Origin of the sequence: Arthrobacter rhizophilus, assembly GCF_026241105.1 — a bacterium.
In the GTDB taxonomy this organism is placed as follows: domain Bacteria; phylum Actinomycetota; class Actinomycetes; order Actinomycetales; family Micrococcaceae; genus Arthrobacter.
On the sequence record NZ_JAPFFT010000005.1, the window covers coordinates 87,090 to 100,853 of the forward strand.

Genomic DNA, 13,764 nt, shown 5'->3' on the forward strand with positions numbered 1-13,764 from the left:
TCCTTTGCCGCCCAGCGTAGGGGCGGGGCCCCCATATCGGCGGAACGGGCCGGATGGCCCCCACAACTCGGAGGCTCCCCGCTAGGACAACTTAGACGCGCGGCTTCTCGCGCATCTCGAAGGTCTCGATGATGTCACCTTCGTTGATGTCGTTGTACGAGCCAAGACCGATACCACACTCGAAGTCCGTGCGGACCTCGGTGGCGTCGTCCTTGAAGCGCTTGAGCGTCTCAACGGTGAGGTTGTCGCCGATGACCTTGCCATCGCGGCTGACGCGTGCCTTCGTGTTACGGCGGATGATGCCCGAGCGGACGATGGAACCGGCGATGTTTCCGAACTTGGAAGAACGGAAGACTTCGCGGACCTCGGCGGTACCGAGCTGGACTTCCTCGTACTCCGGCTTGAGCATGCCCTTGAGGGCCAGCTCGATGTCATCGATTGCCGAGTAGATGACGGAGTAGAAGCGCATGTCAACGCCTTCACGATCGGCAAGGTCGGCCACGCGCTCGGCGGGCTTGACGTTGAAGCCGATGATGATGGCGTTGTCCACCGTGGCGAGGTTGACGTCGTTCTGCGTGATGGCACCCACACCGCGGTGGATGACGCGCAGTTGAACGTCTTCGTCGCCGACGTCGATCTTGAGCAGTGCGTCTTCGAGGGCTTCAACGGCACCGGAAACGTCACCCTTGAGGATGAGGTTGAGGGTGTCGATCTTGCCCGCGGCAACTGCCTGGTCGAAGTCTTCCAGGCTGATGCGCTTGCGACGCTTGGCCAGTGCCGCGTTGCGGTCGGCTGCTTCACGCTTTTCAGCGATCTGGCGGGCCGTACGCTCGTCGGAGGTCACCAGGAAGGTGTCACCTGCACGCGGTACGTTGGACAGACCCAGGACCTGGACCGGACGGGACGGAAGCGCGATGTCGAGGGCGTTGCCGTCTTCATCGAACATGGCACGGACGCGGCCGTGGGCCGTACCGGCCACGATCGTGTCACCGACGGCCAGGGTACCGGACTGGACCAGGACAGTGGCCACGGAACCGCGGCCCTTGTCCAGGTTCGCTTCGATGGCAATGCCTCGAGCGTCCTTGTCCGGGTTGGCGCGCAGGTCCAGGGCGGCGTCTGCGGTCAGCAGGACGGCGTCGATCAGTTCGTCGATGTTGATGTTCTGGCGGGCAGAAACCTCAACGAACATGGTGTCGCCACCGTATTCTTCGGGAACCAGACCGTACTCGGTGAGCTGGCCCTTGACCTTGTCCGGGTTCGCACCTTCCTTGTCGATCTTGTTGACCGCGACGACGATCGGCACGTTGGCCGCCTGTGCGTGGTTGAGTGCTTCCACCGTCTGCGGCATGACGCCGTCGTCGGCTGCGACAACCAGGATGGCGATGTCGGTGACCTTGGCACCACGGGCACGCATGGCGGTGAACGCCTCGTGGCCGGGGGTGTCAATGAAGGTGATGTCGCGCGGAGTGCCTTCGTGGATGTGGCTGATCTGGTAGGCACCGATGTGCTGGGTGATGCCGCCGTGTTCGCCTGCAACCACGTTGGTCTTCCGGATGGCATCGAGCAGTCGGGTCTTACCGTGGTCAACGTGACCCATGACAGTGACAACCGGGGGACGCGGTTCGAGGACGTCGTCGCCTTCGGCCTCCAGCTCGGCATCGAGGTCGATGTCGAAGGAGTCGAGGAGCTCGCGCTCTTCGTCTTCCGGAGAGACAACCTGGACCTTGTAGCCGAGTTCAGCGCCGAGCAGGCCGAAGGTGTCTTCGTCCAGCGACTGGGTAGCCGTTGCCATTTCACCAAGGTGGAACAGCACGGTGACCAGCGCGGCGGGGTTCGCCTCGATCTTGTCGGCAAAGTCCGTGATGGACGAGCCACGACGGAGCCGGACCACGGTGTTGCCGTCGCCGCGGGGTACGGATACCCCACCCAGCGACGGAGCACTCATCTGCTCCAGTTCCTGACGCTTTGCACGCTTCGACTTGCGCTGCTTGCCGCGTCCTGCGCCACCCTTGCCGAAGGCACCCTGGGTGCCGCCACGTCCGCGGCCACCCTTGCCGAAGCCACCGCCGGCGGGAGCTCCGCCACCAGTGCCTGCGCCAGGAGCGCCACCCGGACGGCCGGGGCCACCACCGGGACGACCGGCGCCACCCGGACGGCCTGCGCCACCGGGAGCGGGACGCTCGGTACGGTTGGGCATCATGCCTGGAGTAGGACGGTTTCCTGCAGGCCCACCTGCGGGACGCGGTGCGCCCGGACGGGGAGCACCCGGGCGCGGTGCACCGGGACGCGGTCCACCGGAACCGGCTGCGGGACGGGGACCGCCTGCGCCGGCCGCGGGACGCGGACCACCGGGACGTTCGCCTTCAGTGCGACCGCCACCGGCACGGGGCATACCCTGCGAAGGCGCAAAGGGGTTGTTGCCCGGACGAGGAGGACGCTCGCCGTCGCCACGGCCGCGGGGCATGCCCTGCGAAGTCGCGAACGGGTTGTTGCCCGGACGGGGACCGCCGGGGCGCGGAGCCTGGCCACCGGAACGTGCCGGGGCCGGAGCTTCGGCCTTGGGCGCCGGACGGGCGCCCGGCTTGGCGAAAGGGCTTGCGGTAGCTGCGGGAGCCGCAGGCGCTGCCGGGGCGGGGGTCTCAGCCTTGGGGGCGGGAACCGGAGCCTTGGGCGCTGCAGGGCCCGGAGCCGGGCGTGATGCTGCGGGTGCAGCAGGGGCACCGGGTGCCTTAGGGGTTGCAACGGAAACCGTTGCCGAGGCAGCGGCCTTTGCAGCGCCGGCACCCGGGTAGGCGTCGCGAAGCTTCTTCACGACGGGCGCCTCAATGGTTGAAGAGGCGGAGCGAACGAATTCGCCCAGTTCCTGCAGTTTTGTCACTGCATCTTTGGAAGTAATACCGAGCTCTTTAGCAAGCTCATGTACGCGGACCTTGGCCACATTTCTCCTGTCTCGGTCCGCACCGAGCCAGGCACGAACCGTCTACTTCTTACTGCGGGCCCCAGCCGCGAACGCGGCGGAAAGGCCCTGTGCTGAGCGCAACAAAGTTGTCATCGTTGCGCACTCATCGCTGGGAACTCATCGGGTTTCCATCAGTTTTCTGACCCGCTTTCAGGTTTGGACGGTTTTCCTGCTTTCACGGGGGTGTCCGCAGGGGGCATGACTGCCGCCAGGTAGCGTTCGACGGCGGTGACTTCGCTTGCGCCCGCGAGGGCCCTTGCGAAAGCACGCCGTTTGGTTGCCAGCGTCAGGCATGTGTTGCTGGGGTGCAGCCACGCACCCCGGCCAGCCATCCGGCGTCGTTCATCCACCAGGACGACGGGTGACCCGCCGCCTTCGGCGACGAGCCGGATCAACTCACTCCGGCTGCCTTGTTTCCGGCATCCGATGCAGGTACGCACAGGCTCGCGCCTGGTGTGAAGCAGTTCAGCCACTGGGTGTATCAACCTGCCTCAGTGTCTTTCCCTGCCTTTGCGGTTCTGCTTTCCTTGGCGCTCGCTCCCGCCTTGTTGAGATTGTTGCCTCCACAATTCACGAGCACGCCAAAGCGCACGGACACCGGACATAGGCCCGGTTCCATCCAGTCTAAGCCCCCGGAGGCCCGGCCACCGAATCCATATGGCGCAGGGATCCGGGGCGGGCGCCTCTGGGCGGGTTTAGTTGCTCTTGGCCGGTGCGGCGTCGGAGACGATGTCGATGCGCCAGCCGGTGAGCTTGGCGGCAAGGCGGGCGTTCTGGCCTTCTTTGCCGATGGCAAGGGACAGTTGATAGTCAGGAACAACCACGCGTGCGGACCGAGTGGCCTCGTCGGTGATAGTGACCGAATTCACGCGCGACGGCGAGAGGGAGTTGGCGATGAACGTCGCCGGATCGTCGCTGAAGTCGACAATGTCGATCTTTTCGTCGTTGAGTTCGGTCATGACGGCGCGCACGCGCGAGCCCATTTCACCGATGCAAGCGCCCTTGGCGTTGATGCCGGGGGTGTTCGCCTTGACAGCCATCTTGGTCCGGTGCCCGGCCTCGCGTGCCAGCGCGACAATCTCGACCGAACGGTCCGCGATTTCCGGTACTTCCAGTTCGAAAAGCTTCCGGACGAGGCCCGGGTGTGAACGCGAGAGCGTGATGGAAGGTCCCTTGGCGCCGCGGTGGACATCCACCACAAAGGCGCGCAGGCGGTTGCCGTGGGTGTACTTCTCCCCCGGCACCTGCTCGGGCGGCGGAAGCAAGGCTTCGACGGAACCGAGGTTCACCTGGATCATGTGCGGGTTATTGCCCTGCTGGATCAGGCCGGCGACGAGTTCACCTTCACGGCCCTTGAATTCGCCCAAGACGTTGTCGTCCTCAACATCGCGCAACCGCTGCAGGATGATTTGCCGTGCCGTGCTCGCCGCGATGCGTCCGAACCCGGCGGGGGTGTCCTCGAACTCGCCGATGGCTTCGCCGTCGTCGTCGATTTCCGTAGCCCAAATGGTCACGTGTCCGCTCTTGCGGTCAAGCTCTGCGCGGGCCTTCTCGAAAGCGCCCGGCGTCTTGTGATATGCCACCAAGAGCGCCTGCTCGATGGTGGGGATCAGGAGGTCCAGCGGGATTTCACGCTCACGCTCCAGGAGTCTCAGCGCACTCATGTCAATATCCATTAGGCCTCCTCGGAAGGTCCGTTGTGCTCGTCTTCCAGCCCGGCCTCGTGGAGGTGGCTGAACTCTATCTCGACTTTTCCTTGGCGGATCCTGTCGAAAGGAATCTTCACGGGGTCGCCCTGTTTGGACTTCATCCCTTTCTTGACCTCTTGCTCGGGAACAAGTGTGACGCCGTCGTCGTCGACGGACTGGATCCGGCCCGTCAGGTTGTCGCCCTGGATGACGTTGACCTTGGCCATGCGTCCGCGGGCGCGGTGCCAGTGGCGGGGTTCCGTAAGCGGCCGTCCGACGCCGGGCGAGGAGACCTCGAGGTCGTAGGGACGGGCGTCAGTATTGGGATCGTTGTCCAGAATGTCCGACAGGGCCCTGGAGACGTCCGCGACGACGTCCAGGCTGACGCCGCCGGTTTCTTCCTGGAGCAGGTCGATGATCACGTGGACAACCCGGTGCGAACCGGCAACCTGGATGGCAACATCCTCAAGGTAGAGCCGGCTTGCCTGGACGGCAGGCTCCAGAAGGGCCCTCAACCTGCTTTCCTCCGGGTTGCGGACCTCGTGTTGTGGTGGATTCGTCGGATCCGTTCCAGCCTGGTCTGTTGAAGTCGTGGCTTCCGAATGACTCACTGGCCAGCCGCCTCCCGATAGATGATGTTGTGACTACTAGCTTAACGATATTTGCGGCGCCGTGGTGCACGGGTGGTGCGATCGCGCTGATAGCCCCGGAAATTGAGTGGTCACCCGGTGCCCGTCCAGGCGTACTGGCATCAGATTGCCCGCGAGCGTGACACTATGGTCTGTTGTGAACCACGGGACTGCTGAAAAACCACGAAGCCACGGCTGGACGAGAGCCCTTCTCCTGGCTTTGCTGGCAGTCCTCGTGGTGGGAGTCGGAGCCGTGCTCGTTCCCCGCGACGCCGGAAAACCGCAAGCCCTCCCGTTCTCCGAAACCGCCCGTTCCGAAGCCCTCTCCGCGACGGAGGCGCTCCTGGACAGCGCCTCGCTGCTGGAGGGCACGACGCCGGGTGGCGCCGCGGGCGAGGCGTCCGGTGGCAGTGGACTGCCGGATTCTGTGACGTTGCTGACAAATCAGGCGCGGGCGTTGCTGCCCCCTTCCGGGCAGCCAGCATCGTCCGCTTCCCGCACCCCTGGTGGCGCGTCCCCTAAACCACCGTCCCCAGGTTCCGTATCCCCAAGTTCCGCTGCCACCCCGGACACCACGACTCCGACCGCCTTCGTCTCAGCACTCTCCTCGAGCGCTTCCCGTCGCTTGGCGGACGCCGCACAAGCCGACGGCGGCACGGCACGGCTGCTTGCCGCCGTCGGGACCTCCCAACTGCTTGAGTCATCCAGACTGGCAACAATCTGGGGTCTGCCCGTACCGGAGGCCACCCCCGGGGCGACTCCCGCCCCGACACCGGCCCCGAGCTGCCCCGCTTTGCCCGGAATGTCGGCTACAGCGGCGCCGCCCCCCGGCACAGCTTCGTCCCGGGCCGATCTCCCCGCTGCCGTTGGCGCCGTCGTCAGCTCCGAACAGGAGGCGATCTACGCCTACCAGGTGGCCCTGACCAAGCTGGACGCGAAGGCATCTGCGACCGCTGCCACGTGGCTGGCCCGCCACCAAGAGCTGCTCCGCGGAGCGGAAGCCCAGGGCAGGCTGCACTGTGTTGCCACCCCGCCGCGGGAAGCCGGCTACCGCCTGCCTGCCAGCTTCGCCGCCAAACCCGGGGCCGCACTGGGAGGGATGGAGGCCAGCTCACTGACCGCTTATGCCGACCTCGTGGCGTTGTCAGACGGTGAGACGCGGCAATGGGCCATCGACGGACTGGTCGATGCCGCCAAGCGCAGCCAAGCTTGGGGAACTCCTGTTGGACCATTCCCAGGACTTTCGATTGATAGCGCCGCCCTGCCTCCGCTTCCATCGAGCACTCCGGCTCCGTAGGAAAGCCTTCCTTTGCTGGCGGCTGCGGCCCCCAAGTGCTTGGCTTGTTCCATGGCTTCTACAGAAACTGCCGCCCTGCACGAAAACGAACCACACGACAATGACCTCGCCCACCGGCTCAACTGGCTCCGGGCAGGCGTCCTTGGCGCCAACGACGGAATCGTCTCCGTTGCCGCGATCGTGGTGGGCGTCGCTGGAGCAACGACGAGCACCGGTGCCGTCCTCACGGCCGGCGCAGCCGGACTCGTAGGTGGCGCAGTGTCCATGGCACTGGGCGAGTACGTGTCCGTCAGCAGCCAAAGCGACAGTCAGAAGGCACTCATTGAGAAGGAGCGCCGGGAGCTGGCTGAGCAGCCTGACGAGGAGCTTGCCGAACTGACTGCGATTTACGAGGCCAAGGGCCTGCGGCCTGAAACCGCACGGAAAGTGGCCGTGGAATTGACGGAGCACGACGCCTTGGCCGCTCACCTTTCCGCCGAACTGAACATCGACGAAGACGACATCGTCAGCCCATGGCATGCGGCCTTCGCTTCGGCGATTGCCTTCACCTTGGGCGCGGTGCTGCCTCTGCTTGCGATCTTGCTCCCGCCCCCGGGGCTGCGTGTGCCGCTGACCTTCATTTCCGTCTTGCTCGCGCTGGCAATTACGGGAGCCCTCGGAGCCTGGATCGGTGGTAGCTCGAAGACTCGGGCCGCCGTGCGCGTCGTCATCGGCGGGGCCCTTGCCCTCGCCGCGACCTTCTTCATCGGAAGCCTCCTGGGCTCTACCGGAGTGGTCTAAACCGCTCCAGGACCGGCTTGGGTAGGCTGGCGGTGATGACTACCTTCGTTTCCATCCCTGGCGATCTCCAGGCTCGCTACTCCCGAACAGCGGAGGGACGGGCATGGCTCTCCGGGCTGCCCGGCTTGATCAACAGCAGCTTGGAGCGTTGGCAGTTGTCCGTTGACCTGGAACCGGGGGTGGAACCATGGAACGGCCACGGCGGCATCGTCATTCCGGTCATCTACAACGGCGCCCGTTCAGTGCTCAAAATAGCGTTCCCGCACGAGGAGGCACTTGTTGAACGGCATGCGCTGGCCCTCTGGGGCGGTACCGGAGCGGTAAAGCTGCACGACGCCGATGCCGCGTCCTGCGCGATGGTACTGGAGCGGCTCGACGCTGACCGCTGGCTATACAGCGCCCCGATGGACGAAGCACGCGACGTCTGGGGAACGCTCCTGAAGGAACTCAGCATCGAACCGGACGAGCGGCCGGAGTGGAAAGCGTTCGAGCACATCGCGGCACGGGCAGAGCGCTGGAGCGATGAGTTGCCCGCGGACTGGGAGCAACTCGGCCAGCCCTTCCCCCGCTGGCTCCTGGAAGCCGCGCTGGAAGTGTGCCAGACACGGGGCGCTGTTGGACGCCGCGCGGGCAGGGACGTGTTGGTGCATTGCGATCTGCATTTCATGAACATCCTCCCGCATCCCGACGGCCACCAGTCCGTCAGGAAGCGCAGATACGTGGCCATCGATCCGCAGCCGATGGTCGGGGAGGCAGAATTCGCCGTCGCTCCGATCCTGTGGAACCGTATCCGCGATCTCTCCAGAACGGCTCCGGAACTTGCGCTCCTTGAACGTTGCGCAGATTTCAGCAGCGCGGCCGGCTTGGACGGCGAAGCGGCCCGGGAATGGAGCCTTGTCCGCGAGGTCGAAAACGCCCTGTGGTATGCCCGAAAACCACGGCATGAAGGCGATCTGGCCCGCTCCTTGTGGGTGGCCAGCACCCTCGCGGGGCGGCCCCTGGAGGGACTGCCCGCCGCCCACGACCTGCCCGAACCGGGCGTGGCCGGATCCGATTAGGGTTTTGCGGCTTATGAGGGCACTGGGCCAAGAGGGCTTTGGGCCAAGCCACTCGGCTCAGGCTGTTGCCTCCAACGCATCCTTGATGGCTTGCACGGCAACATCGAGATCGGCTGAATCCGTGGACCAGTTGGTGACCGAAACGCGCAGGATGTCCCGGCCTTTCCATCGCGAACCGGACATCCAGACTCGCCCATCGGCCATAATGAAATCCGTGACGGCCCGGGTCCTCTCGTCTGAACCGAAGGCCAGGGACAATTGCGTGAACACGACGTCGTTGAGCACTTCCACGCCCGGCACTTCTGCAAGCCGCCGGGCCAACTCCGCAGCACATTCCGCACGTCCTGCGACAAGCTGCCGGACGCCGTCGCCACCCAAGGAACGCAATGCCGCCCACACCGGCACTCCCCTGGCCCGGCGGGACAGCTCGGGGACTTTTTCCATGGGGTCGCCGGGGCCGTGATCGTCCTGGATGAGGTATTCGGCGTGCATGCCGATTGCCGATCGAAGGGCGGCGACGTCGCGCACCACCACAATTCCGGCGTCGTAGGGCACGTTGAGGGTCTTGTGGGCATCGGTCCCCCAGGAGTCAGCCAACTCAACCCCCTCGACCAAGGGCCGTAGTCCCGGAACGGCTGCTGCCCACAGGCCGAAGGCGCCGTCAACGTGGACCCACGCGCCGTACTCCTTGGAAACCGAGATCGCCTCGGGGAAAGGATCGAAGGCTCCCGAGTGGAGGTTCCCGGCTTGGAGGCACACAATCGCGGGGCCGGAGCCGGACTGCAGCGCGGCCCTGAGCGCGGCAGGATCGATCCGTCCTTCGGGATCGGCGCGGACAACTTCAGGAGTCCCCAGTCCCAGGAAGCGCAATGCCATGTCCAGGCTCTCGTGCCGCTCGGCTCCTACGAGGACCCGCAGTTTCGGGGCGCCTTGGAGTCCGCCGACATTGACGTCCCAGCCGGCTATGGTCAGCTGGCGCCAGCGGGCCGCGGCGAGTGCCGTGAAATTGGCCATGCTTGCCCCGGTGGCGAATCCGACGTCGGACCCTTCCGGAAGGCCGAGCAGCTCTAGCAGCCAGTGCCCGGCGGCCTCCTCGATTCCGGCTGTGGCGGGTGTGGCGAAACGCAGCCCGGTGTTCTGGTCCCACCCGGAGACCATCCAGTCCGCTGCCATGGCCGCCGGAACCGTACCGCCGATGACCCAACCGAAAAAGCGCCCCGACTGCATCGCCATGAGCCCCGGTTCGGCGTGCTCAGCGAGGAAATCGATGACCGCGGCCGGGTCCAGTCCACTGGCGGGAAGGGGGCCGCCGAAGATCGCGGTGACGTCATCGGCGGTGTTGCCTGGCCGCACAGGCCTCCCAGGCAAGGCCCTCAACCACTCCCGGGTGTGCTCCCATGCACGTTCGAGAGCCTGCTCATAGCCGCTGGAATCGACCCACATGAGTGCATGCTACGCCCACGGCTTCACCCCGGCTATCGCCGGCGGGAACCAGCGCGGTTACTTGGCGAAGTAGTCGTGCCAGACGTCCACGCCGAGTTTGACGATCAACGCGCCAACCACGATCAGGAACACCAAGCGCACAAAGCGACTGCCTTGTTTCACGGCGGTCCGGGCGCCCAGGTACCCGCCGGCCATGTTGGACAGCCCCAGCACGGCACCGACGCCCCACAGCAATGATCCGTGCGGCAGGAAGAACAAAAGCGCCCCGGCGTTGGTGGCCATGTTGACGATCTTCGCCTTGGCGCTGGCCTCGAGGAAGGCATAGCCCATGGCGGAAACGAGGGCGATCACCAGGAACGAGCCAGTCCCGGGGCCGATCAGCCCGTCGTAGAACCCGATCACGGCCCCGATGGCGCAGGCCACGACATAGTGCCTGTGGCCGTCGTGCCGCAGCGCGGTCAGCTCTCCCGCGTTGGGGCGCAGCGCTGTGAAGAGCGCGACGGCGATCAGCGCCACCACGATGATGGGTTTGAACACACTGGAGGGAAGGTTGGCGGCCAAGACGGCTCCGCCGAAGCTGCCGGCGAGGGCAATCACCGCCATGGGCATGGCCGTCTTGAGGTCAGGGCCAACCCGACGGTAATAGGTAACGGCACTGGTTGTTGTGCCGAAGATGGAGCCCATCTTGTTGGTGGCCAACGCCTGGACCGGGGTGATCCCCGGAACCAGGAGCAAGGCGGGGAGCTGGATCAGTCCCCCGCCACCCACCACTGCGTCTATCCAACCGGCTGCGAATCCAGCCACCACGATCATGATGAGCGTGGTGAGCTGAACCGACTCGAAGCCGGAGATCACTTCTGGCGTACGGCGTTGACCACGTAGTCGGCAGCCTTCTCGACCGCCACGTTTTCGGCCTCACCGGTGCGACGGTCCTTGATCTCCACAACACCGTCTACCAAGCCACGGCCGACCGCCACGATGGTGGGCACGCCCACCAGCTCCGCGTCACCGAACTTCACGCCTGGGGAAACCTTGGGGCGGTCGTCGTAAATCACGTCGAGGCCGGCAGCCTCGAGTTCGGCCGAGAGCTTCTCGGCTGCTGCGAAGATTTCCTCACCGCGTCCGACGGCGACCACGTGGACGTCCGCCGGGGCTACCGAGCGCGGCCAGATCAAGCCACGGTCGTCGTTGTTGGCCTCGGCCAGCGCAGCCACGGCGCGGGTCACGCCGACACCATAGGAGCCCATGGTGACCACCACCTGCTTGCCGTTCTGGTCCAGGACTTTCAGGTCAAGGGCCTCAGCATACTTGCGGCCGAGCTGGAAGATGTGTCCCATTTCGATGCCGCGTGCGGTCTCCAGGGGGCCGGAGCCGTCCGGGGCTTCGTCCCCGGCGCGGACTTCGGTGCACTCGATGACCCCGTCCCAGGCGAAGTCGCGGCTAGCTACTAGGCCGAAGACGTGCTTGCCGTCCTGGTTCGCTCCGGTGACCCAGCTGGTGCCGGAGACGATCCGAGGATCCACCAGGAAGAGCAGCTTGGACGTGCCTTCGAGTCCCAATACGGCTTCTCCGAGAGCCAGCCCGGGGCCGATGTAGCCCTTGACGAGTTCCGGGATCTTCTTGAGGTCTTCCTCGTTGGCCGCCTCCAGTCCGATCTCTCCGGCGATAGGCAGGAAGGAACCGATATTGGCTTCGACGCGCTTGAGGTCCACGGCGCGGTCACCGGGAACACCGATGACCACAATCTGGCGCTCGCCCGTGGGCAGAGTGACGGCGAGGACCACGTTCTTGAGGGTGTCCGCGGCAGTCCAGGCGCCGCCGTCGGAATCGCTGCGGGGAGCGAGCTGGTTGGCAGCTGCCACGAGGGTTTCGATGGTGGGTGTGTCCGGAGTGTCCAGGACGCGTGCCGCGGGAGCGTTGCTGAAGTCGACCTCTGCCGGGACCACCGTGGTCACAGCTTCGACGTTGGCCGCGTAGCCGCCCGGCGAGCGCACGAAGGTGTCCTCCCCGATCTCGGTAGGGTGCAGGAATTCCTCGCTCTTGGATCCGCCCATGGCACCTGCCGTCGCGGCAACAGGGATGACCTCGAGTCCAAGGCGCTCGAAGATTTTCAGGTACGCCCCGCGGTGGGCGGCGTAACTGGCGTCCAGGCCGGCGTCGTCGACGTCGAAGGAGTAGGAGTCCTTCATGATGAATTCACGGCCGCGGAGGAGGCCTGCCCGGGGGCGTGCTTCGTCGCGGTATTTGTTCTGAATCTGGTAGAGGCTCAACGGCAGGTCCTTGTACGAGGAGTACAAGTCCTTGACCAGGAGGGTGAACATTTCCTCATGCGTGGGGGCGAGCAGGTAGTCGGCACCCTTGCGGTCCTGGAGGCGGAACAGCCCCTCGCCGTATTCGGTCCAGCGGTTGGTGGCTTCGTAGGGTTCGCGTGGCAGCAGCGCCGGGAAGTGGACTTCCTGGGCGCCAATGGCGGCCATTTCCTCGCGGATGATTGCCTCGACCTTGCGGAGGACGCTCAATCCCAAAGGCAACCATGTGTAGATGCCCGGTGCGGCGCGACGGATGTAGCCGGCGCGGACAAGAAGCCTATGGCTGGCGACTTCGGCGTCGACGGGATCTTCACGCAGGGTGCGCAGGAAAAGCTGGGAGAGGCGAATGACCACGGGTCAGAATCCGTTTCTATGGCAAGAGCTGGCAAAATCTACTGCGTACTAATCTACCGGCTTACAGCCGGGCCACTCGCCCGGGCCTCTTCACGAACGTAGAATCCTGCCCAACGCAGATGAGCCACGCCATGGTGGTTGGAAGCCCCTGGCCGCTGGGCGGCTGGTCATCCTGCCATGGCGTGGCTCAGCGGCTGGTAGGCCGCAGGCGCTGTCTTAGAGGCTTAGTCGGACGTGTCGAATGCCTTCGAAAGATCAACGCTTACAGCCATTTGTTTGTGTTTCCTCTCTGAAACCATCCGCGCCCCAACGACACGGCTGGTCTGAACATATGTGATCGCGGACACTTTATTCAAGGGCTTGGACTTATCAATATTTTGTTGACCGCGACAGGTACCGGGTCTACCTTTTATTCATCACCTGATGAATAAATTACCCCGGAGGCGACGATGTCCCACAGCGCATCAGGAAATACCACCCCAGACATGCCACTGGCGGTCAAGGCGGAGGGCCTGCACGTCACCCGTGGCCACAAGAAGATCCTGCGCGGCCTGGACTTCGCCATGGAGCCCGGCCGCATCACGGGCCTCCTCGGCCCCTCCGGGAGCGGCAAGACCACCCTCATGCGGGGAATCGTCGGAGTCCAACGGCTCACTTCAGGATCCATAGAAGTGCTGGGCCGTCCAGCCGGCACACCATCGTTGCGGCACGACGTCGGGTACGTCACCCAGGCACCGAGCGTCTACACGGACCTCAGCGTCGAAGCGAACGTCAGGTATTTCGGAGCCATGCACAGCGCCTCGGCGGCGGACACCGCGGAGGCGATTGCCGCCGTCGGGCTCGAAGCACTGGCCCGGCGGAAGACTGCAGACCTGTCCGGCGGTGAATTCAGCCGGGTCTCGCTGGCATGCGCGCTCGTCTCGCACCCACAGCTGCTGGTCCTCGACGAGCCGACGGTTGGCCTGGATCCGGTGCTGCGCGCCGAACTGTGGGAACGGTTTGCCGCAATGGCCGAATCGGGCACCACCTTGCTGGTGTCCAGCCACGTTATGGAGGAAGCCTCGCACTGTTCGTCCCTGCTCTTGCTTCGCGACGGCCTGCTGCTGGCGCAACTCAGCCCGGCCGAACTCAGCCAACGTGGCCACAGCAACGACCTGGAAAAGGCCTTCCTGCACATCATCCAGGAAACGAGCGCCGCTTCGAACCGCCGGAGTGCCAATGAAAGCCAGGTGGCGTCATGAATCCGC

The 13,764-nt window shown here is 65.1% G+C and carries 11 protein-coding genes; 4 read left to right on the forward strand and 7 right to left on the reverse strand.

Annotated elements, in window-relative coordinates:
* Positions 1-91: 91 nt before the first annotated feature.
* The 4 genes from infB to rimP all read right to left on the reverse strand — a co-directional run bounded on the left by infB (position 92) and on the right by rimP (position 5,258).
* A complete protein-coding gene (gene infB, locus OOZ51_RS06480; protein WP_265978420.1) occupies positions 92-2,938 on the reverse strand; it encodes a translation initiation factor IF-2 in 2,847 nt (948 codons plus the stop codon).
* A gap of 152 nt (positions 2,939-3,090) precedes the next feature.
* Positions 3,091-3,432, reverse strand: a complete 342-nt coding sequence (locus tag OOZ51_RS06485; protein WP_265978421.1) for a YlxR family protein — start codon at positions 3,430-3,432, stop codon at positions 3,091-3,093.
* A gap of 222 nt (positions 3,433-3,654) precedes the next feature.
* Entirely contained in the window at positions 3,655-4,635 is a 981-nt protein-coding gene (nusA, locus tag OOZ51_RS06490) for a transcription termination factor NusA (protein ID WP_265978423.1), read from the reverse strand.
* The gene (gene rimP, locus OOZ51_RS06495) at positions 4,635-5,258 is read right to left on the reverse strand and encodes a ribosome maturation factor RimP (RefSeq protein WP_265978424.1); all 624 of its coding nucleotides are present in this window, start codon (positions 5,256-5,258) and stop codon (positions 4,635-4,637) included. Before rimP ends, nusA begins: the two co-directional genes overlap by 1 nt.
* A 157-nt stretch (positions 5,259-5,415) precedes the next feature.
* Here rimP and OOZ51_RS06500 point away from each other — a divergent pair, with 157 nt between their 5' ends.
* Genes OOZ51_RS06500 through OOZ51_RS06510 form a run of 3 tightly spaced genes read left to right on the forward strand, consistent with a single transcriptional unit; the run spans position 5,416 to position 8,411 of the window.
* Positions 5,416-6,573, forward strand: a complete 1,158-nt coding sequence (locus OOZ51_RS06500; protein WP_265978425.1) for a ferritin-like domain-containing protein — start codon at positions 5,416-5,418, stop codon at positions 6,571-6,573.
* A 51-nt stretch (positions 6,574-6,624) separates the two neighbouring features.
* Positions 6,625-7,353: a VIT1/CCC1 transporter family protein gene (locus OOZ51_RS06505; protein ID WP_265978426.1), complete on the forward strand. Its 729-nt coding sequence runs from the start codon at positions 6,625-6,627 to the stop codon at positions 7,351-7,353.
* A 35-nt stretch (positions 7,354-7,388) separates the two neighbouring features.
* Positions 7,389-8,411, forward strand: coding sequence for an aminoglycoside phosphotransferase family protein (locus OOZ51_RS06510; RefSeq protein ID WP_265978427.1), 1,023 nt, complete (start codon positions 7,389-7,391; stop codon positions 8,409-8,411).
* 57 nt (positions 8,412-8,468) lie between these two features.
* On the opposite strand, the gene OOZ51_RS06515 is transcribed toward OOZ51_RS06510, so the two are convergent.
* Genes OOZ51_RS06515 through OOZ51_RS06525 form a run of 3 tightly spaced genes read right to left on the reverse strand, consistent with a single transcriptional unit; the run spans position 8,469 to position 12,517 of the window.
* Positions 8,469-9,854 (reverse strand): pyridoxal phosphate-dependent decarboxylase family protein, encoded by a 1,386-nt coding sequence (locus OOZ51_RS06515; RefSeq protein WP_265978428.1) that lies wholly within the window; start codon positions 9,852-9,854, stop codon positions 8,469-8,471.
* 57 nt (positions 9,855-9,911) lie between these two features.
* Positions 9,912-10,709 carry a sulfite exporter TauE/SafE family protein gene (locus OOZ51_RS06520; protein WP_265978429.1) on the reverse strand — a complete coding sequence of 266 codons (798 nt, stop codon included), beginning with the start codon at positions 10,707-10,709 and terminating at the stop codon, positions 9,912-9,914.
* Positions 10,706-12,517 (reverse strand): proline--tRNA ligase, encoded by a 1,812-nt coding sequence (locus OOZ51_RS06525; RefSeq protein ID WP_265978430.1) that lies wholly within the window; start codon positions 12,515-12,517, stop codon positions 10,706-10,708. The genes OOZ51_RS06520 and OOZ51_RS06525 overlap by 4 nt, the downstream gene beginning before the upstream one ends.
* Before the next feature lie 449 nt (positions 12,518-12,966).
* Here OOZ51_RS06525 and OOZ51_RS06530 point away from each other — a divergent pair, with 449 nt between their 5' ends.
* A complete protein-coding gene (locus OOZ51_RS06530; RefSeq protein WP_265978431.1) occupies positions 12,967-13,758 on the forward strand; it encodes an ABC transporter ATP-binding protein in 792 nt (263 codons plus the stop codon).
* The last annotated feature ends 6 nt before the right edge of the window (positions 13,759-13,764 follow it).